This is a genomic window from Enterobacter cloacae complex sp. IR5403, from assembly GCF_049238705.1.
Classification (GTDB): domain Bacteria; phylum Pseudomonadota; class Gammaproteobacteria; order Enterobacterales; family Enterobacteriaceae; genus Enterobacter; species Enterobacter hormaechei_C.
Genome location: NZ_JBMKHP010000002.1, coordinates 249,146 through 268,496 on the forward strand (window position 1 = coordinate 249,146; position 19,351 = coordinate 268,496).

Consider the following 19,351-nt stretch of genomic DNA (forward strand, 5'->3'; position numbering starts at 1 on the left):
AATAGTTACAAAAACAGTGGGGATACTGGATGACAGACCTTTCACAGGACAGAGAAAAAGACAAAATCAACCCGGTCGTTTTTTATACGTCCGCCGGGCTGATTTTGTTGTTTTCCCTGACGACGATCTTCTTTCGTGATTTTTCTGCCGAGTGGATTGGGCGCACCCTGAACTGGGTGTCGAAGACCTTCGGCTGGTACTATCTGCTGGCGGCGACGCTCTATATTGTCTTCGTGGTCTGCATTGCCTGCTCGCGCTTTGGGTCGGTGAAGCTCGGGCCGGAGCAGTCCAAGCCCGAGTTCAGCCTGCTGAGTTGGGCCGCGATGCTGTTTGCCGCGGGTATCGGCATCGACCTGATGTTCTTCTCGGTGGCGGAACCGGTTACGCAGTATATGCAGCCGCCGGAAGGGGCAGGGCAGACGATGGAGGCCGCGCGCCAGGCGATGGTCTGGACACTGTTCCACTACGGCCTGACGGGCTGGTCGATGTATGCCCTGATGGGCATGGCGCTCGGATACTTTAGCTATCGTTATAATTTGCCCCTTACCATCCGCTCCGCGCTGTACCCGATTTTCGGCAAAAAGATCAACGGCCCGATTGGTCACACGGTAGACATCGCGGCGGTGATCGGCACCATCTTCGGCATCGCCACCACGCTCGGGATTGGCGTGGTGCAGCTTAACTACGGGCTGAGCGTGCTGTTTGACATCCCGGATTCGATGGCGGCGAAGGCGGCGCTGATTGCGCTGTCGGTGATTATCGCCACCATCTCGGTGACCTCCGGCGTGGATAAAGGGATTCGCGTGCTCTCCGAACTGAACGTCGCGCTGGCGCTGGGGCTGATCCTGTTCGTGCTGTTTATGGGCGACACCTCTTTCCTGCTCAATGCCTTAGTGCTGAACGTGGGTGATTACGTGAACCGCTTTATGGGCATGACGCTGAACAGCTTCGCCTTTGACCGTCCGACAGAGTGGATGAACAACTGGACGCTGTTCTTCTGGGCGTGGTGGGTGGCGTGGTCGCCGTTTGTCGGCCTGTTCCTGGCACGTATTTCGCGTGGGCGCACCATCCGCCAGTTCGTGATGGGCACGCTGATCATCCCGTTCACCTTTACCCTGCTGTGGCTGTCGATTTTCGGCAACAGCGCGCTGCATGAGATCATTCACGGCAACGCGACCTTCGCCCAGGAAGCGATGGCGCACCCGGAGCGCGGCTTCTACAGCCTGCTGGCGCAGTATCCGGCGTTTACCTTTAGCGCGTCGGTAGCGACCATTACCGGTCTGCTGTTCTACGTCACCTCGGCGGACTCCGGCGCGCTGGTGCTGGGGAACTTCACCTCGAAGCTGAAGGACATTAACAGCGACGCGCCGAACTGGCTGCGCATCTTCTGGTCCGTCGCCATCGGCCTGCTGACGCTCGGCATGCTGATGACCAACGGTATCTCTGCGTTGCAGAACACCACGGTGATCATGGGCCTGCCGTTCAGCTTCGTGATCTTCTTCGTGATGGCCGGGCTGTATAAATCGCTTAAGGTGGAAGACTACCGCCGCGTCAGCGCCAGCCGCGACACCGCCCCGCGTCCGCTGGGCGCGCAGGACAGGCTGAGCTGGAAAAAACGCCTCTCGCGCCTGATGAACTACCCTGGCACGCGCTACACCAAACAGATGATGGAGACGGTCTGCTTCCCAGCGATGGAAGAGGTGGCCCAGGAGCTGAAGCTGCGTGGCGCCTACGTGGAGCTGAAAAACCTGCCGCCGGAGGAGGGCGAAAATCTGGGGCACCTGGATCTGCTGGTGCACATGGGCGACGAGCAGAACTTTGTCTATCAGATCTGGCCGCAGCAGTATTCGGTACCCGGGTTCACCTACCGGGCGCGCAGCGGGAAGTCGACCTACTACCGGCTTGAGACGTTTTTGCTGGAAGGCAGCCAGGGGAATGATTTGATGGATTACAGCAAGGAGCAGGTGATCACGGACATTCTGGATCAGTATGAACGGCACCTGAACTTTATCCATCTGCACAGGGAAGCGCCGGGGAATAGCGTGATGTTCCCGGATGTTTAAGTAATGACAAACTCCTTTAATTAAAAATCCAGCCATTTTTTGCCGGGTGGCGCTGCGCTTACCCGGCTTACAAAACTCCAAAACTGCTTTTCCGTAGGCCTGATAAGCGAAGCGCCATCAGACACGCCCTTCATTGACACAACTTTAATGATAATTATTTTCATTTAAATATAGCCTGTGCTATACCTTATAGCACAGGCTAATTTTGCTTTGATTTTAATCACCTCAGGAGACTTCTGCGATGCATCCACGGCAAGGATTGAAGCGACTGTTGCTCGGCGCGCTACTCATGACCGCGACCACGACCGGCGCGCTGGCGGCTGAAAAGTTCCAGGTCATCACCACTTTTACCGTTATTGCTGATATGGCGAAAAACGTGGCGGGGGATGCCGCAGAGGTCACCTCCATTACCAAACCGGGCGCGGAAATTCACGAATACCAGCCCACCCCGGGCGATATCAAACGTGCGCAGAAGGCGCAGCTGATCCTGGCGAACGGCATGAACCTGGAGCTGTGGTTCCAGCGCTTTTATCAGCATCTGAACGGCGTGCCGGAGGTGATTGTCACCAAAGGCATCACCCCGATGGGCATCAGCGAAGGGCCGTATAACGGCAAACCCAATCCGCACGCGTGGATGTCGCCGGACAACGCCCTGATTTACGTCGATAACATCCGCGACGCGCTGGTGAAGTACGATCCGGCCAACGCCCAGACCTACCAGCGCAATGCGGAAGCCTACAAGCAGAAGATCACCGCCACTCTCGCACCGCTGCGCAAGCAGGTCGCGGAGATCCCGGAAGACAAGCGCTGGATGGTGACCAGTGAAGGCGCTTTTTCCTATCTGGCGCGGGATTTGGGCCTGAAGGAGCTGTACCTGTGGCCGATCAACGCCGATCAGCAGGGCACGCCCCAGCAGGTGCGCAAGGTTATCGATCTGGTGAAAAAACATCGCATCCCGGCGGTGTTCAGCGAAAGCACGGTCTCGGATAAACCCGCCCGTCAGGTGGCGCGGGAAACCGGCGCCCACTACGGCGGCGTGCTGTACGTTGACTCCCTGAGCGCGGAAAACGGTCCGGTGCCGACCTATATCGATCTGCTGAACGTCACCACCCGCACGCTGGTGCAGGGCATCCGTGACGGGATGAAGGAGTAACCATGCAGAAGGGGATTGTTGTAACCGACGTGACCGTGACCTACCGCAACGGCCACACGGCGCTGCGTGACGCGTCGTTCAGCGTGCCGGGCGGATCGATTGCCGCCCTGGTGGGGGTGAACGGTTCCGGCAAGTCCACGTTGTTTAAGGCGGTGATGGGGTTTGTGCGGGCGGCGAGCGGCACTATCTCCATTCTGGGGTTGCCGCCTCACCAGGCGCTGCGTCAGAACCTGGTCGCCTACGTGCCGCAGTCGGAAGAGGTCGACTGGTCGTTTCCGGTGCTGGTCGAAGACGTGGTGATGATGGGCCGCTACGGGCATATGGGGTTTCTGCGTCGGCCCAAAGAATGCGATAAGCAGATCGTCACCGATGCCCTGAAGCGCGTGGATATGCTTGAGCTGCGCCATCGGCAGATTGGCGAACTGTCCGGAGGCCAAAAGAAGCGCGTGTTTCTGGCGCGGGCGATTGCCCAGCAGGGCGAAGTGATCCTGCTCGACGAGCCGTTTACCGGCGTGGACGTCAAAACCGAAGCCAGGATCATCAGCCTGCTGCGGGAGCTGCGCGACGAGGGCAAAACCATGCTGGTCTCGACCCACAATCTGGGCTCGGTCACAGAATTCTGCGATTACACGGTGATGGTCAAAGGCACCGTGCTGGCGAGCGGCCCGACGGAAACCACCTTCACCGCCGAGAATCTTGAGCACGCCTTCAGCGGCGTGCTGCGCCACGTGGTGCTCAGCGGTTCGGAAGATCGCATTATTACCGACGACGAGCGCCCCTTCGTCACGCACCGTCAGGAGGCCAAATGAACGCGCTTCTCGAACCCTTCGGCTACGAGTACATGCTCAACGCGATGTGGGTCTCGGCGATGGTAGGCGGGCTGTGCGCGTTTCTCTCCTGCTATCTGATGCTCAAAGGCTGGTCGCTGATCGGCGATGCGCTGTCGCACTCCATCGTGCCAGGCGTGGCGGGTGCTTATATGCTCGGGCTGCCGTTCTCGCTGGGGGCGTTTTTATCGGGCGGGCTGGCGGCGGGCAGCATGCTGTTTCTCAACCAGCGCAGCCGTCTGAAGGAGGACGCCATTATCGGGCTGATCTTCTCCTCCTTTTTCGGACTGGGGCTGTTTATGGTCTCGCTCAACCCGACATCGGTGAACATTCAGACCATCGTCCTCGGCAATATTCTGGCTATCGCCCCGGAAGATATCGTCCAGCTGGCGATTATCGGCGTAGTGTCGATGGTTATCCTGCTGTTCAAATGGAAAGATCTGATGGTGACCTTTTTTGATGAGAACCACGCCCGCGCCATCGGCCTGCGCCCGGAACGCCTGAAAATTCTCTTCTTTACGCTGCTGGCGGTCTCTACCGTGGCGGCGCTGCAAACCGTCGGCGCGTTTCTGGTGATCTGTCTGGTGGTCACGCCCGGCGCGACCGCGTGGCTGCTGACCGACCGCTTCCCGCGCCTGCTGATGATTGCCGTCGCCATTGGCAGCATCACCAGCTTCCTCGGCGCGTGGGCCAGCTATTACCTGGACGGTGCCACCGGCGGCATTATCGTGGTCGCCCAGACGCTGCTGTTCCTGCTGGCGTTCGTCTTTGCGCCGAAGCACGGTCTGCTTGCCAGCCGTCGTCGGGCGCGGGAGGCACACCCATGTTGACGCTGCTTCTCGAACCGTTCCAGTTTGCGTTTATGAACAACGCGCTGCTGATTTCACTCCTGGTGGCCGTGCCCTGCGCGCTGCTGTCGGTTTTTCTGGTGCTGAAAGGCTGGGCGCTGATGGGCGACGCCATGAGCCACGCGGTGTTTCCCGGCGTCGTGCTGGCCTGGATGATGGGCCTGCCGCTGGCGCTGGGGGCATTCGTGGCCGGTCTGTTCTGCGCGGTCGCCACCGGATACCTGAAGGATAACAGCCGCATCAAGCAGGATACGGTCATGGGGATCGTCTTTTCCGGCATGTTCGGCGCCGGGCTGATCCTCTATATCGCCGTCAAACCTGAGGTGCATCTCGACCACATTCTGTTCGGCGATATGCTGGGTATTAACGGGATGGACATTCTGCAAAGCGGTCTCGTCGCGGGGCTGATTGCGCTGGTGATTGGCCTGAAGTGGCGCGATTTTCTGCTGTTCTGCTTTGACTATCAGCAGGCGCAGGCGAGCGGCCTGCGCACCCGCTGGCTGCACTACGGCTTACTGTGTATGGTCTCGCTGACCATTGTGGCAACGCTGAAAGCGGTGGGGATTATTCTGTCGATTTCCCTGCTGATTGCGCCCGGCGCGGTGGCGGTGCTGATTACCCGACGCTTTCACATGGCGCTGCTGGTGGCGGTCGCCGTTTCAGCGCTGGTGTCGGTAAGCGGCGTGTATGCCTCGTTTTATCTCGACAGCGCGCCTGCACCGACCATTGTGGTCCTGTTCGCGATGGTGTTTATCGTGACGTTTGTGGTGACCAGCGTGAAGGTTCGTCGCCAGGAACGTGTGACAGCAGGGTGATGACCTGTTCGCCGTGCTGCTGCCAGTGCAGGGTGAAGGCGGTGCCTTCGTTAAAGCCTGCCAGTTGACGGGTCAATACCAGCGTAATCGTTTGTGCATCGAGCACCGTTACGCGGGCGCAGTCAAAACCCATATATGATTTCACCTGCGGAAAGAGGGCCTTGAACAGGCTCTCTTTGGCGCTGAAGACCAGCGTCAGGGCGAGGGCGAACGGGTATCGCGAGCGGGAAAGCACAGGTTCTTCCTGCGCATCAATAATGCCGTCTTTGATTTCCCTGGCTTCGTTTTCGGAGAGGAGCGTTTCACAGTCGATGCCGATAAGCGCCGGGTATTGCGTGACGACGGCTATCGCCTGCGTGCCGCTGTGGGTGATGCTGCCGGAAATACCTTGCGGCCAGAGCGGTTCCCCGCTGGGGCCGATGGCGGGCATGGTGTGGTCAGGTAAGGCGTGCGCGGCGGCGATGCGGCCTGCGAGGTGGTCGGCCTTGCGTTTGCGTCCTGCGTCAGCGAGCTGGGCGTGATGGGGTAGCCAGAGGAGATCGGCGTCGGTAAAGGTGGTGGGGTCGAAGGTGATGCGGTGGAGGGTGTGGCCGGCGAGAGAAAATGTGCTGTGGGTGGTGTGCATGGTTTTCCCTTCAGTATTGTGCGGCCTGATGCCCTCACCCCGGCCCTCTCCCACAGGGAGAGGGGGAAGTCATTGCCTATATCAGAACCTCGTATTCACGCTCATATACCAGGTACGGCCCGGTTCATTATACGTATACGCACCCGCACCGTACATATACGCACCCGTCGTGGTATTACCCGTGGTCTGGGCGTTACCTGCGCGCCACTGGCGTTTGTCGAAGACGTTGTCCACGCCGCCGGTCAGGCTGACGTTTTTGGTCACGTCCCAGGTCGCGCTCAGGCCAACGATGCTGTACGGGCTGACTTCGTCTTTCTCAGACCCGGTCACCGGCTGACCTTTGTAGTTGTACTTCTTCGGCTGCTGCTTGCCGTACCAGGTGAAGGTCGACTGCAATGACACATCCTGACGTACCTGCCAGCTCAGGGTGGAGTTCAGCGTGTACTCCGGGATGATCGACAGACGATCGCCGGTTTCCTTGTTCTTGCTTTGCAGCATGTAGGTGATGTTGTTGGTCCAGTTGATGGTGTCGCTGACCGGCACGTTCAGGGAGCCTTCCAGACCTTCCACTACCGCCTTCGGCACGTTTTCCCACTGGTAGATATCGGTGGTGACTTTGCCGGTGGACGTCTGGCCAATCGGCGCGTAGCCCGCTTCAATCTTGTTGCGGTAGTCGTTGCGGAACCAGGTCACGCCCGCCAGCCAGCCGTCGCGTTTCCACTCCAGGCCAATCTCTTTGTTGATGCTGGTTTCCGCTTTCAGATCGTCGTTACCCATCATGTAGCAGCCCACGCCGTCGGAACTGGCGTAGCAGCCCTGGCCTTTGCTGTACAGCAGGTAGTTCGGGTTGGTCTGATACAGGCTCGGCGCTTTATAGGCGCGCGCGATGCCCATCTTCAGGGTGAAGTCATCCCCCAGACCCTGCGACAGGTTCAGGGACGGGCTCCAGTTATTGCCGACAATAGTATGGTGGTCGAAGCGCAGGGCAGGGGTCAGCATGGTGCTGTCGGTCAGCTCCATGTTGTTTTCGGCAAACAGGGAGAAGATCTCCGCTGAAGTGTACGGGCTACGGTCTTCGCTCATGCCCGGGATGGTGCCCCCCTGCTGGGTTTGCGAGAAGGAGGTCGAGTCCTTCATGCGCTGCTGGTTCCACTCGGTGCCGAGCGTCAGGTTCTGGTTCACAATGAAATCAATCGGCAGGTTGATTTCGCTGTGCAGCATCACGTCGGCCAGATCGGTATCGGTGAACTTATTGCTGTTGAACAGGCCCTCCAGACCGCCCGCCAGCCCTTCACCCAGACGAGAGTTGCGGGTGTGCTCGTACTGCGCCCAGTTGCTGGTGGTGATGCCGTTATCCCAGCCGCCGTTCCAGGTCACCGCGAAGTTCTGACGATAGATACGGTTAGTCTCTTTACCGTAGTTTTTCTTCACCAGCGCGTTGTCGTTGTTGGTGTTCTGCGTGTCACCCGCATACAGGTTGTTCTGGCGGCTGTAGCCCGCTTCAAACTCCAGCGACTGCATCGGTGCGAAGTCCCAGCGCACCACGCCGTTGATGTCTTTATTTTCCACCCCTTCACGGCCTGCGGGCAGGGTGTTGGCGTAAGCGCCCGTGCGATCGGACTGATGACCCTGGTTGATGTCCCACGCGTCGGCCTGGGTTTTATCCAGGTTACCGTACATGCGGAAGCTGAAATCCCCGCCCAGCGGGCCGCTCAGGCTGAAGTTGGTGCGTTTGGTGGAACCTTCGTCTTTATGCTCTGGTGCGTTCAGATAGGTGTTCCAGGAGCCGTGCCACTGGTCGTCGAATTTTTTGGTGATGATGTTCACCACGCCGCCCGCAGCACCATTACCGTAGCGGGCAGCAGCCGGGCCACGGATCACTTCGATGCGCTCGATCATCTCCGGCGGGACCCAGCCGGTATCGCCGCGGGTATCACGCTCGCCGCGCCAGCCCAGACGGATGGAGTTGCGGCTGGTAACCGGCTTGCCGTCAATCAGGATCAGGGTGTTTTCCGGGCCCATGCCGCGAATGTCAATCTGACGGTTGTTCCCGCGCTGGCCGCTGGTGGAGTTGCCGGTCAGGTTAACGCCCGGCATGGTGCGGATGATTTCCGCCACGTCGCGCGCGGGCGGGTTTTTGCGGATCTCGTCGGCGGTGATGGTCGACACGCCCGGCGCCTGCAAATTCTGCTCGGCGGCGGTGATCACCATGGTGTCTTCGTGCTGCGCGGAGGCGGTGTTGTCGTCTGCCATGGCGGGCAGCGCGACACCATAAATCCCTAAATTGACCAGCAAGGCCAGAGAGTGAATCTTCTTATTCATTGTACGTCCCGCTTTTATGGTTATTTAATGAGCGCGCTTCCCACAGCGCGGGCATTACGCTATTGCAAATGAAAATAGTTATCAATAATATTATCAATAAAATTTGCTCTGCAACAAAAAAGACTGTTAAACATGGGGTTATAAGGGTGACGGCGTTAACAACCGGAAGTGAAGCGTGGTGGCAGGCGAAAAACGGGCCGGAACGGGAACGTCAGCAGGAAAACTATCGCGTGACATTCTGGTGGCGGGACCCGGCGGGAACGCAGAAAACGTCGACGGTGAAACGCGTCTGGCTTTACGTCACCGGCGTGACCGATCACCATCAAAATGCCCGCCCGCAGTCCCTTGAACGTATCCCGGATACCGACGTCTGGCAGTGGCAGGGCGAGTTCAGCCCGGAATGGCGCGGCAGCTACTGTTTTATCCCCTCCGACAATGAAAACGATTTTGCCAGCGCAGTGTTTGACGGCGAGCAGCCGGACCGGATGGCGCTGCGGGAAGGCTGGCGCAAACTGCTGCCGCACGCGGTGTCCGACCCGCTGAATGCCCAGAGCTGGCGCGGCGGGCGCGGGCACGCCGTCTCGGCGCTGGAGATGCCGGAGGCGCCCGTACAGCCCGGCTGGAACCATCCCGATACCCCTTACAAAAAGCCTGTCTGCATTGAGTGGCACAGCGCGCGTCTGAAGAACCGTCGCCGCGTATGGATTTTTACCACCGGGGATGAAAGCCCTAAGCGCCCGCTGGCGGTGCTGCTCGACGGGCAGTTCTGGGCCGAAAGCATGCCCGTCTGGCCTGCGCTGGCGTCGCTCACCCATGAAGGCAAACTGCCGCCTGCGGTCTATGTCTTAATCGACGTGATTGACACCGCACACCGCAGCCGCGAGCTGCCGTGTAACCCTGATTTCTGGCTGGCGGTGCAGGACGAACTTCTCCCGCAGGTGAAAAGCATGGCCCCGTTCAGTGACCGCGCCGACCATACCGTGGTGGCGGGCCAGAGCTTCGGCGGCCTTTCCTCCCTCTACGCGGGCCTCAACTGGCCGCAGCGTTTTGGCTGCATTCTCAGCCAGTCCGGATCCTACTGGTGGCCGCACCGCGGCGCGCAGCAGGACGGGCTGCTCATCGAACAACTCAAAGCGGGTGAAAAAACCGCTCGCGGGCTGCGCATCGTCCTTGAGGCCGGGCGCAACGAGCCGCTTATCTTGCGCGCAAACCAGGCGATCCTCGCCGAACTACACACTCAGCAACCGGTTTTCTGGCGTCAGGTTGACGGCGGACACGATGCGCTTTGCTGGCGCGGTGGGCTGACGCAGGGGCTGATGACCCTCTGGCAGCCGCTTATTCAATAACGGAGTCTGTATGGAATTCAGCAATCCTTTCGATAATCCGCAGGGACAGTTCGCCATTTTGCAAAATGACCAGGGGCAGTACAGCCTGTGGCCGCAGCAGTGCGAGTTGCCCGCGGGCTGGCGCGTGGTCTGCGAACCGCAATCTCAGGAGGCGTGCCAGCAGTGGCTGGCGGAACAGTGGCAGACGCTTGAGCCGTCTTATTTTGCGGGGGAGCGCGCATGAACCGTCTCCCTCTTGTCGCCGCCCAGCCGGGGATCTGGATGGCAGAGCAGCTTTCCTCCCTGCCAAACGCCTGGAGCGTCGCGCACTACACCGAACTGAAAGGCGCTATCGATGCGCCATTGCTGGCAAAAGCCATCGCTGAAGGCATGATGCAGGCCGACACCCTGCGGATGCGTTTTACCGAAGATAACGGTGAGGTATGGCAGTGGATCGATGAGGCCATGATCCTGCCGGAGCCGTCCATCGTGCGCGTTGACTCCCACGACGCCGCCGTGGCGCTGATGGAGGCCGATCTCAACCAGAACCTGCGCGTCGACAGCGGTCAGCCGCTGGCGTTTCACCAGCTGATTCAGGTGGGAGAAAACCGCTGGTACTGGTATCAGCGGTATCATCATCTGGTGGTGGATGGCTTCAGTTTCCCGGCTATTACCCGTCAGATCGCCGCCATTTACGCTGCGTGGCAGAAAGGTGAACCCGCGCCCGCCTCCCCGTTTACCCCGTTCGCCGAGGTGGTGGAGGAATACCAACGCTATCGCGACAGCGAGGCGTATCAGCGCGACGGTGCTTTCTGGGCCGAGCAGCGCAAACAGCTTCCTTCTCCGGTCTCGCTCTCTTCCGCGCCGCTGCCGGGACGCGCCGCCACTACCGACATTCTGCGCCTGAAAATTGCGATGGACGGCCGTGCGTTCAGCCAGCTTGCACAGATGGCAGGCCAGGCGCAGCGTACCGATCTGGCCCTTGCGCTGGTGGCGCTGTGGCTGGGCCGCCTGACCGGACGGCTGGACTACGCCGCCGGGTTTATCTTTATGCGCCGCATGGGCTCCGCCGCGCTGACCGCGACCGGACCGGTGCTCAACGTCCTGCCGCTGGCGGTCAATATCGATCCGCAGGAGAGCCTGCCGACGCTGGCGCTGCGCCTGGCGAACCAGCTGAAAAAGATGCGCCGCCATCAGCGCTACGACGCTGAGCAGATCGTGCGCGACAGCGGGCGTGCCGCAGGCGATGAAGCCCTGTTTGGTCCGGTGCTGAACGTCAAGGTGTTCGATTATCAGCTGGATATCGACGGCGTGGAGGCCATTACCCACACGCTGGCGACCGGCCCGGTGAACGATCTGGAGCTGGCGCTGTTCCCGGACGAGCAGGGCGGACTGAGTATTGAGATCCTCGCCAACGGGCAGCGTTACGACGAGGCGACGCTGAAGGGGCACGCGGCGCGCCTGAACGCAATGCTGACGCAGTTTGCCGCCAATCCGGACCTGCGCTGTGGCGACGTGGAAACCGTATCAGAGCAGGAATACGCCCGGCTGGCGCGCATCAACGATACCGGGCTGGCGCTGCCGTCCACCACGCTGGCGGATCTTGTGGCGGAGCAGGCGAGCAAAACGCCGGACGCCCCCGCGCTGGCGGATGCCCATACTGAACTGAACTATCGCCAGATGCGCGAGCAGGTGGTCGCGCTGGCAAACCTGCTGCGCGCGCGCGGCGTGAAGCCGGGCGACAGCGTGGCGGTGGCGCTCCCGCGCTCGGTGTTCCTGACCCTGGCGCTGCACGGGATTGTTGAAGCAGGCGCCGCCTGGCTGCCGCTGGATACCGGTTACCCGGACGACCGTCTGCGGATGATGCTGGAGGACGCGAAGCCGTCGCTGCTCATTACCACCGACGAGCAGCTTCCGCGCTTTAACGATCTGCCGATCGCTACTTTTAGTTACAACACACTATTACCTGCCACCGATCCTGAACCTCTGCGCCTGGCGACGCCGGAGCAGACCGCGTACATCATCTTTACTTCCGGTTCGACGGGACGTCCAAAAGGGGTGATGGTCGGCCATACCGCCATCGTTAACCGCCTGAAGTGGATGCAGGATCATTATCCACTGGCGGCGCATGATGTAGTGGCGCAGAAAACGCCGTGCAGCTTTGACGTGTCGGTGTGGGAGTTCTGGTGGCCGTTTATCGCCGGGGCGAAGCTGGTGATGGCCGAGCCGGACGCGCACCGCGATCCGCAGGCGATGCAGAGCTTCTTCGCAGAATATGGCGTAACCACCACCCACTTCGTGCCGTCGATGCTGGCGGCGTTCGTCGCCTCGCTGACGCCGGAAAACGTCCACTGTTGCAGGACGCTAAAGCAGGTGTTCTGTAGCGGCGAGGCGTTGCCGACTGCGCTGTGTCGCGAGTGGGAACAGCTCACCCAGGCGCCGCTGCACAACCTCTATGGCCCGACCGAAGCAGCGGTGGACGTCAGCTGGTATCCGGCGTACGGCCCCGAGCTGGCGGCGGTGGAAGGGAACAGCGTGCCGATCGGCTTCCCGGTGTGGAATACGGGGCTGCGCATTCTGGACGCGATGATGCGCCCGGTGCCGTTCGGCGTGGCGGGCGATCTGTATCTCACCGGCATTCAGCTGGCGCAGGGGTATCTGGGACGCCCCGACCTTACCGCCAGCCGCTTTATCGCCGATCCGTTTGCCCCCGGCGAGCGAATGTACCGCACCGGGGACGTTGCCCGCTGGCTGGACAACGGCGCGGTGGAATATCTCGGCCGCAGCGACGATCAGCTGAAAATCCGCGGGCAGCGCATTGAGCTGGGCGAAATCGACCGGGCGATGCTGTCATTGCCTGACGTGGCCCAGGCGGTGGCGCACGCCTGCGTGTTCAACCAGGCGGCTGCTACGGGCGGCGATGCCCGCCAGCTGGTGGGATACGTTGTCTCCGAATCCGGCTTACCGCTGGATCGCGACGCGTTGCTTGCATCACTTAAAGCCCGGCTGCCGCCGCATATGGTGCCGGTGGTGCTGCTGCAAATCAGCGCGCTGCCGCTGAGCGCCAACGGCAAGCTGGATCGCAAAGCGCTGCCGCTGCCGGAGCTGACCAGCAAAACTTCCGGTCGCGCGCCCGAGACGCAAACCGAAGTCGCCGTGGCGCAGGCATTTTCTGCCCTGCTGGGCTGCGCGGTGAACGATATCGAAGCCGATTTCTTTGCCCTCGGCGGCCACTCGCTGCTGGCGATGCGCCTCGCGGCTCAGCTCAGCCGTGCGTTCAGCCGCAAGGTCACGCCGGGGCAGATTATGGTCGCCTCCACGGTGAGTAAGCTTAGCGCCCTGCTGGACTCGCAGATGAGCGACGAGCAGGCGCAGCGTCTGGGGTATGAAACTGTTCTCCCGCTGCGTGAAAGCAACGGCCCGACGCTGTTCTGCTTCCATCCGGCGTCCGGCTTTGCCTGGCAGTTTAGCGTCCTGGCGCGCTATCTCAGCCCGCGCTGGTCAATCGTCGGCATTCAGTCGCCGCGCCCGGACGGGCCGATGCAGCAGTGTGCGGATCTCGATGCGGTGATCGAACATCATCTGAACACGTTGCGTAAGCAGCAGCCGCAGGGACCGTATTATCTGTTCGGCTATTCCCTCGGCGGCACGCTGGCGCAGGGCATTGCGGCGCGTCTGCGCGAGCAGGGTGAAGAGGTTTCATTCCTCGGCCTGCTGGATACCTGGCCGCCGGAAACCCAGAACTGGGCGGAGAAAGAGGCCAACGGCCTCGATCCGGAGGTGCTGGCGGAGATCGAGCGGGAACGTCAGGCGTTTATCGCCGCCCAGCAGGGGCAGGGCTCAAGCGAGTTGTTTAACGCCATTGAAGGTAACTATGCGGACGCGGTGCGGCTGCTCACTACGGCACACAGCGCGCGGTTTGACGGTAAAGCGACGCTGTTTGTCGCCGAGCGAACGCGAACGATGGATCCGCAGGTCGCGTGGGCACCCTGGGTGGGTGAGCTGGAGGTATACAGCCAGGACTGCGCCCACGTGGATATTATTTCACCGCAGGCGTTTGAGAAGATTGGGCCGGTACTGAAGGAAATTTTGGGGTAACGTTTAAAGCCCCTCACCCTAACCCTCTCCCACGGGGAGAGGGGATGGTTTGCTCCCTCTCCCTGTGGGAGAGGGCCGGGGTGAGGGCATCAGACCGCACGCTTGCCCAACGGCACCACCAGCGGCGTACCCGCCACCGGATCGTCAATAATCATGCAGCGCATGCCGTAGATCCGCGCGATCAGATCCGGCGTCACAATCTCCTTCGGCGCGCCCTGCGCCACAATCTCGCCGTCGCGCAGCGCAATCAGATGCGTCGCGTAGCGGCACGCCTGATTTAAATCATGCAACACCGCCGCCAGGGTGTACCCCTGCGTGCGGTTCAGCTCGCTCAGCAGCTCCAGCAGGTCAATCTGATGGCTGATATCCAGCCAGGTCGTCGGCTCGTCCAGCAGCATGATCGAGGTTTCCTGTGCCAGCACCATCGCGATCCACGCGCGCTGGCGCTGTCCGCCGGAGAGGGTATCGACGCTTTGCCGGGCGAGATCGGTGATGCCCGTCGCCTGCATCGCGCGCTTCACGGCCTCGTCGTCCTCCTTGCGCCAGCGGGTAAACAGTGGCTGGTGCGGGTAGCGCCCGCGGGAGACCAGCTCCTGTACGGTAATATCCCCCGGCGTGGTGGCGTTTTGCGCCAGCAGCCCAATTCGGCGCGCCACCTCTTTGCTGGCGAAGCGCTGGATCTGCTCCCCGTCGAGGAACACGCTGCCCTCAACCGGCGTCATCAGGCGGCTCAGCGTGCGCAGCAGGGTCGATTTGCCGCAGCCGTTCGGCCCGATAATGGCGGTGAAGTGGCCGTCCGGAATGGCAACGGATAAGTCCCGGGCAATGATTTTTTTACCGTAGCCGAGGGTCAAGTTTTCGCCGCGCAAGCGGGGTGTTGAATCTGTCATTTCTTGCGTGACTCCTGAACGAGCAAGACGATGAGGTAAATCCCGCCGAGGCTGACGGTCACCACGCCCACCGGCAGTTGATAAGGCGTAAACAGCTGCTGAGCGCAGAGATCGGCGGCCAGCAGTAATACTGCGCCGCACAGCGCTGCCTGGGTTAATCCCCAGCGCGCGGTGCCGCTAAGTCGCCGCGCGATATGCGGCGCGACAAGGGCAATAAACGAGATCGGCCCGGCGATAGCGGTAGAGGCAGCGGTCAGCAGTACCGCCACCAGCATCAGCATCAGGCGCGAGCGCTCTACGCTCACGCCCAGCGCGCAGGCGCTGTCGTCGCCCATCTCCAGCAGCCGCATGCGCCTGACCAGCAGCAACGCGCCAATAAACATCAGGATAATCAGCGGCGCGGCGGGCCAGGTTTTTCCCCACGTCAGACCGTTGAGGGAACCGGCGTACCACAGCCCGGCGGAGAGTGCGGTTTCCAGCGACGCCTGTAGCAGAAGCCAGGTGTTAAACGCCATCAGCATCGCGCGGATGCCGATCCCGATGATGATCAGGCGGAAGGTGTCGATGCCGTTGCGCCAGGCCAGGGCCCAGATAAGCAGGGAGGTGAGAATGCCGCCCGCCATCGCCGTAAAGGTAATGGCCATGAGATGCTGCCCGAACAGCACCATCGCCACCAGCACGCCGCTCCACGCGCCGGTATTCAGGCCCATCACGTCCGGGCTGCCGAGGGGGTTACGCATCAGCGACTGGAATATCGCGCCGCTGACGCCAAGCGCCGCGCCAACCAGGATCGCCATCGCCACGCGCGGCAGTCGCCATTCGGTGACCACCATGGTGATGTTACGCGGCGCGCTGCCGGTGAGAGCATGAAAGACCTGCGCGAAATCAAGCGTTACGGCACCGCTTTGCAGGCTCCAGACCGCCAGCAGCAGACTGGCGACGACCAGCAGGGCGACGCTGGTGAGTAATCGACGGGACGGGGCCATCATGCGCCACCCCCGCGTCTGCGTCGTACCAGGAAGATCAGCACCGGCGCGCCGATAAAGGCGCTGACCACCGAGACGCGCAATTCACCCGGCACCAGCAGGCGGCCCAGTACGTCGGCAAACAGCAGCAGGGCTGGGGTCGCCAGCAGCGTCACCGGCAGCGACCAGCGGTGATCCGCCCCCACCAGCCAGCGCGCCATGTGCGGCATCATCAGGCCGATAAAGGCAATCGGCCCGACGACGGCGGTCGCGCTGCCGCACAGCACGGTGATGGCAAGCAGGCCCGTCAGCTGCGTGCGCGCCACGCGGTTGCCGAGTGCGGTCGCGGTGTCGCTGCCGAGGCTCAGGCTGTTGAGCGCCCGGCTTAAACACAGCGCCACAGCGGCAGCGATAATGACCGGGAATGCCACCACTTTCAGGGTTTCAAGGGTACGGATATCCAGCGAACCGGCCTGCCAGAAGCGCAGCTGGTCATACACGTCCGGGTTGAGCAGGGCGATGCCGTTGGACAAGCCTTCCAGCACCGCCGCGAGCGCCACGCCCGCCAGTGTCAGACGTACCGGGCTGAGCTGTCCGCCGCCCTGGCTGCCGGTAAACGCCACCACCAGCGAGGCCGCCAGCGCGCCGCAAAAGGCCATCACCAGCTGTTCAGAGGGGGACGTTAACCCGAACAGCGCCGCGCCGAGCACGATGGCAAAGCTGGCGCCGGAGTTAACGCCGAGAATGCCGGGGTCCGCCAGCGGGTTGCGGGTAAGGGTTTGCATCAGGGCACCGGCAAGGCCCAGCGCGCCGCCGGCCAGCAGTCCGGCAAGGGTGCGGGGCAGGCGCGCGTCGAGCACGATGGTGCAGTCGGCGCTCTGACAGGTACCGGAGAGCGCATCGACAATAACGGACGCGGGCAGCGGTTTTGCGCCGACCAGCAGGCTGAGTGCAATCGCAAGGATTAGCAGTAGCAATAAAACAGGCACGGCAATGGCGCGCACCGCAGAAGAGGAAAACGACATAGCAACATCCATGATTTGATAATGATAGTGATTATCGTTATCTATCTTATTTGGCTATGTTAGCATGTGCGCCCATGGAATTGGTAGAAATAGACTCAAGGCCTTGTCATGAATCAAAAATCCTGGCTGCTTAACCTCAGCCTGCTTAAGACGCACCCGGCGTTTCGCGCCGTCTTTATCGCCCGCTTTATCTCTATTTTGTCCCTCGGCCTGCTTGGGGTTGCCGTGCCCGTCCAGATCCAGTCCATGACCCACTCCAGCTGGCTGGTGGGGTTATCCGTCACCTTAACCGGCGGGGCGATGTTTATCGGTCTGATGGTGGGCGGCGTGCTGGCGGATCGCTACGAGCGTAAAAAGCTTATCCTGCTGGCGCGTGGCACCTGCGGGGTGGGCTTTGTCGGGCTGTGTCTGAACGCCATGCTGCCGGAGCCGTCGCTGATGGCGATTTATGCCCTGGGCCTGTGGGACGGCTTTTTTGCCTCGTTAGGCGTGACGGCGCTGCTGGCGGCGACCCCCGCGCTGGTCGGGCGCGAGAACCTGATGCAGGCGGGGGCGATCACCATGCTCACCGTGCGTCTGGGATCGGTGATTTCGCCGATGGTCGGCGGCCTGCTTCTGGCGACCGGCAACGTGGCGTGGAACTACGGCCTTGCCGCGGCGGGAACCTTTATCACCACCTTGACGCTGCTGCGTTTGCCGCTCCTGCCACCCCCGCCGCAGCCGCGCGAGCATCCGCTGAAGTCCCTGATGGCCGCGATTCGTTTCCTGTTCAGCAACCCGCTGATTGGCGGCATTGCATTGCTCGGCGGCCTGCTGACGATGGCGAGCGCCGTGCGCGTGCTGTACCCGGCGCTGGCGGGCGAGTGGCAGATGAGCGCCTCAGAGATTGGCGTGCTGTACGCCGCCATTCCGCTCGGCGCCGCGTGCGGGGCGCTGACCAGCGGAAACCTGGCGCAGAGCGCGAGACCGGGGTTAATCATGCTGGTGGCGACGCTGGCCTCGTTTATCGCGATTGGTTTCTTCAGCCTGATGCCGGTGTGGGCGCTGGGGGTGATGTGTCTGGTGATTTTTGGCTGGCTGAGCGCGGTCAGCTCTCTTTTACAGTACACCCTGATCCAGACCCAGACGCCGGAAGGGATGCTCGGGCGCATTAACGGCCTGTGGACGGCGCAGAACGTCACGGGCGATGCGATTGGCGCAGCGATCCTCGGCGGGCTGGGGGCGATAATGACCCCGGTGGCGTCGGCGAGCAGCAGCGGGTTTGTGTTAGCCGTGGTTGGCGTAATTTTATTGGCGGTTTTGGTGGAGTTGCGTCGGTTCAGGCAGAATCTGTAGGTCGGGTAAGGCGTAGCCGCCACCCGACAAAACGCCCGGTGGCGCTGCGCTTACCGGGCCTACGGGAAACGTGCCTCTTATTTAAAAATTGAATTCAAACGCTGCAACACCAACAACGCGCTGTAATAATCCAGGCGGAACGTCTCCGTTCCCAGCGCCCAGACGCGCTTGTTCTTGACCGACGGCAGATGCGCCAGCAGCGGATTGGCGTAAATCGCGTCCACGTCTTTCTGGTCGCCGGCAAACACGAACAGCCCTTCGCCGTTCAGCCCCGTCGCCAGGTTTTCCCCGCCCAGCTGAATAATGTCGTGACGCTTGCCCTGGCTTTTCGAGGTGTGCAGCCCGGCGGGAAGGTCGGCCAGCGTAAAGCCCAGCTGGTGCAGCAGCTTGCCCTGAGCCGAGTCTGTCGTCCACAGGTTCGCCGTGTGCGCCGCGGCGGTGTAGACGATGGCGTTCACCGGCTGCGGCGGCAGCTTCATCTGCTGCTTCACCTGGGCGAGCTGTTTATCGAAGGCAGCGATGCGCTCTGCGGCCTGTGTTTCCTGCCCGGTGATCGTCCCCAGCTGGGTCAGCAGTTCCTGCCAGCTTTTGTCGTCGTAGTTAATGATAAGCGTCGGGGCGATGGCGGAAAGCTGGTCGTAGAGCGCCAGCGCGGAATCACCGCCGGTGGCGCTGATCAAAATCAGGTCCGGCATTTGCGCCGCGACCGCTTCGGCGCTCGGCTCGCCGATGTACAGCCGGGCAACCTTACGCTGCTTCGCGATATCGCCCCACTGACGTAAAAAGCCCTGCGCATCCGCCACGCGGTTGTTCGGCGTGGTCGCACCGCTGGCAATGACCGGCGCGTCAATGGCCAGCAGGGAGCCGGTTAAGGTCACGCTGGTGGAGACAATGCGCGTCGGTTTGCTCTCAAGCGTATGAACGCCGCGGCTGTCGGTGACCTGACGCGGCCAGTCGGCGGCGATGGCTGAGGTTAGTCCTAAAACAAAAAGTCCTGTTAAAAGAAGGGCATTGCGGCAAACGGCAGCGATTTTCACAGAGCGGCATCCTGATTTTATTG

15 protein-coding genes are annotated in these 19,351 nt (G+C 61.5%); 9 read left to right on the plus strand and 6 right to left on the minus strand.

The genetic code is table 11. The annotated features are described in order from the left end of the window. Positions 1-29 precede the first annotated feature (29 nt). From betT to ACOTW6_RS04165, 5 genes are all read left to right on the plus strand, one after another. Entirely contained in the window at positions 30-2,063 is a 2,034-nt protein-coding gene (betT, locus tag ACOTW6_RS04145) for a choline BCCT transporter BetT (RefSeq protein WP_062932237.1), read from the plus strand. 241 nt (positions 2,064-2,304) lie between these two features. Beyond that, positions 2,305-3,216, plus strand: a complete 912-nt coding sequence (gene sitA, locus ACOTW6_RS04150; RefSeq protein ID WP_062932236.1) for an iron/manganese ABC transporter substrate-binding protein SitA — start codon at positions 2,305-2,307, stop codon at positions 3,214-3,216. Between the two features lie 2 nt (positions 3,217-3,218). Next, positions 3,219-4,025 (plus strand): iron/manganese ABC transporter ATP-binding protein SitB, encoded by an 807-nt coding sequence (gene sitB / locus ACOTW6_RS04155; RefSeq protein WP_047052905.1) that lies wholly within the window; start codon positions 3,219-3,221, stop codon positions 4,023-4,025. Then, entirely contained in the window at positions 4,022-4,873 is an 852-nt protein-coding gene (gene sitC, locus ACOTW6_RS04160) for an iron/manganese ABC transporter permease subunit SitC (RefSeq protein ID WP_063133781.1), read from the plus strand. Before sitB ends, sitC begins: the two co-directional genes overlap by 4 nt. Beyond that, the gene (locus ACOTW6_RS04165) at positions 4,867-5,706 is read left to right on the plus strand and encodes a metal ABC transporter permease (protein WP_063133782.1); all 840 of its coding nucleotides are present in this window, start codon (positions 4,867-4,869) and stop codon (positions 5,704-5,706) included. The genes sitC and ACOTW6_RS04165 overlap by 7 nt, the downstream gene beginning before the upstream one ends. Here the strand turns inward: ACOTW6_RS04165 and entD are convergent. Continuing rightward, entirely contained in the window at positions 5,642-6,331 is a 690-nt protein-coding gene (gene entD, locus ACOTW6_RS04170; protein ID WP_121479219.1) for an enterobactin synthase subunit EntD, read from the minus strand. The genes ACOTW6_RS04165 and entD overlap by 65 nt on opposite strands. Before the next feature lie 81 nt (positions 6,332-6,412). Next, positions 6,413-8,653: a TonB-dependent siderophore receptor gene (locus tag ACOTW6_RS04175; protein WP_047052915.1), complete on the minus strand. Its 2,241-nt coding sequence runs from the start codon at positions 8,651-8,653 to the stop codon at positions 6,413-6,415. Between the two features lie 146 nt (positions 8,654-8,799). On the opposite strand from ACOTW6_RS04175, the gene fes reads away from it, so the two are divergent. From fes to entF, 3 genes are read left to right on the plus strand one after another with little or no spacing between them, the layout of a single operon-like run. Beyond that, positions 8,800-9,999: an enterochelin esterase gene (gene fes / locus ACOTW6_RS04180; RefSeq protein WP_121479217.1), complete on the plus strand. Its 1,200-nt coding sequence runs from the start codon at positions 8,800-8,802 to the stop codon at positions 9,997-9,999. 10 nt (positions 10,000-10,009) lie between these two features. After that, positions 10,010-10,222, plus strand: coding sequence for an MbtH family protein (locus ACOTW6_RS04185; protein ID WP_062932231.1), 213 nt, complete (start codon positions 10,010-10,012; stop codon positions 10,220-10,222). Further along, entirely contained in the window at positions 10,219-14,076 is a 3,858-nt protein-coding gene (entF, locus tag ACOTW6_RS04190) for an enterobactin non-ribosomal peptide synthetase EntF (protein WP_121479216.1), read from the plus strand. Before ACOTW6_RS04185 ends, entF begins: the two co-directional genes overlap by 4 nt. 89 nt (positions 14,077-14,165) lie before the next feature. On the opposite strand, the gene fepC is transcribed toward entF, so the two are convergent. From fepC to fepD, 3 genes are read right to left on the minus strand one after another with little or no spacing between them, the layout of a single operon-like run. Next, positions 14,166-14,966, minus strand: a complete 801-nt coding sequence (gene fepC, locus ACOTW6_RS04195; protein ID WP_121479215.1) for an iron-enterobactin ABC transporter ATP-binding protein — start codon at positions 14,964-14,966, stop codon at positions 14,166-14,168. Further along, a complete protein-coding gene (gene fepG / locus ACOTW6_RS04200; RefSeq protein WP_072203935.1) occupies positions 14,963-15,952 on the minus strand; it encodes an iron-enterobactin ABC transporter permease in 990 nt (329 codons plus the stop codon). Before fepG ends, fepC begins: the two co-directional genes overlap by 4 nt. After that, positions 15,952-16,956, minus strand: coding sequence for a Fe(3+)-siderophore ABC transporter permease (gene fepD, locus ACOTW6_RS04205; protein ID WP_121479214.1), 1,005 nt, complete (start codon positions 16,954-16,956; stop codon positions 15,952-15,954). The genes fepG and fepD overlap by 1 nt, the downstream gene beginning before the upstream one ends. A 108-nt stretch (positions 16,957-17,064) precedes the next feature. Here fepD and entS point away from each other — a divergent pair, with 108 nt between their 5' ends. Further along, positions 17,065-18,291 carry an enterobactin transporter EntS gene (gene entS, locus ACOTW6_RS04210; protein WP_121479213.1) on the plus strand — a complete coding sequence of 409 codons (1,227 nt, stop codon included), beginning with the start codon at positions 17,065-17,067 and terminating at the stop codon, positions 18,289-18,291. 77 nt (positions 18,292-18,368) lie between these two features. Here the strand turns inward: entS and fepB are convergent, their stop codons facing one another. Continuing rightward, a complete protein-coding gene (fepB, locus tag ACOTW6_RS04215) occupies positions 18,369-19,328 on the minus strand; it encodes a Fe2+-enterobactin ABC transporter substrate-binding protein (protein ID WP_121479212.1) in 960 nt (319 codons plus the stop codon). Positions 19,329-19,351: the final 23 nt, after the last annotated feature.

Bases quoted from the DNA above. Each gene is read 5' to 3' on its own strand.
- entF (WP_121479216.1), top strand. From the start codon at position 10,219: ATGAACCGTCTCCCTCTTGTCGCCGCCCAGCCGGGGATCTGGATGGCA.
- betT (WP_062932237.1), top strand. From the start codon at position 30: ATGACAGACCTTTCACAGGACAGAGAAAAAGACAAAATCAACCCGGTC.
- fepG (WP_072203935.1), bottom strand. From the start codon at position 15,952: ATGGCCCCGTCCCGTCGATTACTCACCAGCGTCGCCCTGCTGGTCGTC.
- sitC (WP_063133781.1), top strand. From the start codon at position 4,022: ATGAACGCGCTTCTCGAACCCTTCGGCTACGAGTACATGCTCAACGCG.
- sitA (WP_062932236.1), top strand. From the start codon at position 2,305: ATGCATCCACGGCAAGGATTGAAGCGACTGTTGCTCGGCGCGCTACTC.
- ACOTW6_RS04185 (WP_062932231.1), top strand. From the start codon at position 10,010: ATGGAATTCAGCAATCCTTTCGATAATCCGCAGGGACAGTTCGCCATT.
- sitB (WP_047052905.1), top strand. From the start codon at position 3,219: ATGCAGAAGGGGATTGTTGTAACCGACGTGACCGTGACCTACCGCAAC.
- ACOTW6_RS04165 (WP_063133782.1), top strand. From the start codon at position 4,867: ATGTTGACGCTGCTTCTCGAACCGTTCCAGTTTGCGTTTATGAACAAC.
- fepD (WP_121479214.1), bottom strand. From the start codon at position 16,956: ATGTCGTTTTCCTCTTCTGCGGTGCGCGCCATTGCCGTGCCTGTTTTA.
- entS (WP_121479213.1), top strand. From the start codon at position 17,065: ATGAATCAAAAATCCTGGCTGCTTAACCTCAGCCTGCTTAAGACGCAC.
- ACOTW6_RS04175 (WP_047052915.1), bottom strand. From the start codon at position 8,653: ATGAATAAGAAGATTCACTCTCTGGCCTTGCTGGTCAATTTAGGGATT.
- fepC (WP_121479215.1), bottom strand. From the start codon at position 14,966: ATGACAGATTCAACACCCCGCTTGCGCGGCGAAAACTTGACCCTCGGC.
- entD (WP_121479219.1), bottom strand. From the start codon at position 6,331: ATGCACACCACCCACAGCACATTTTCTCTCGCCGGCCACACCCTCCAC.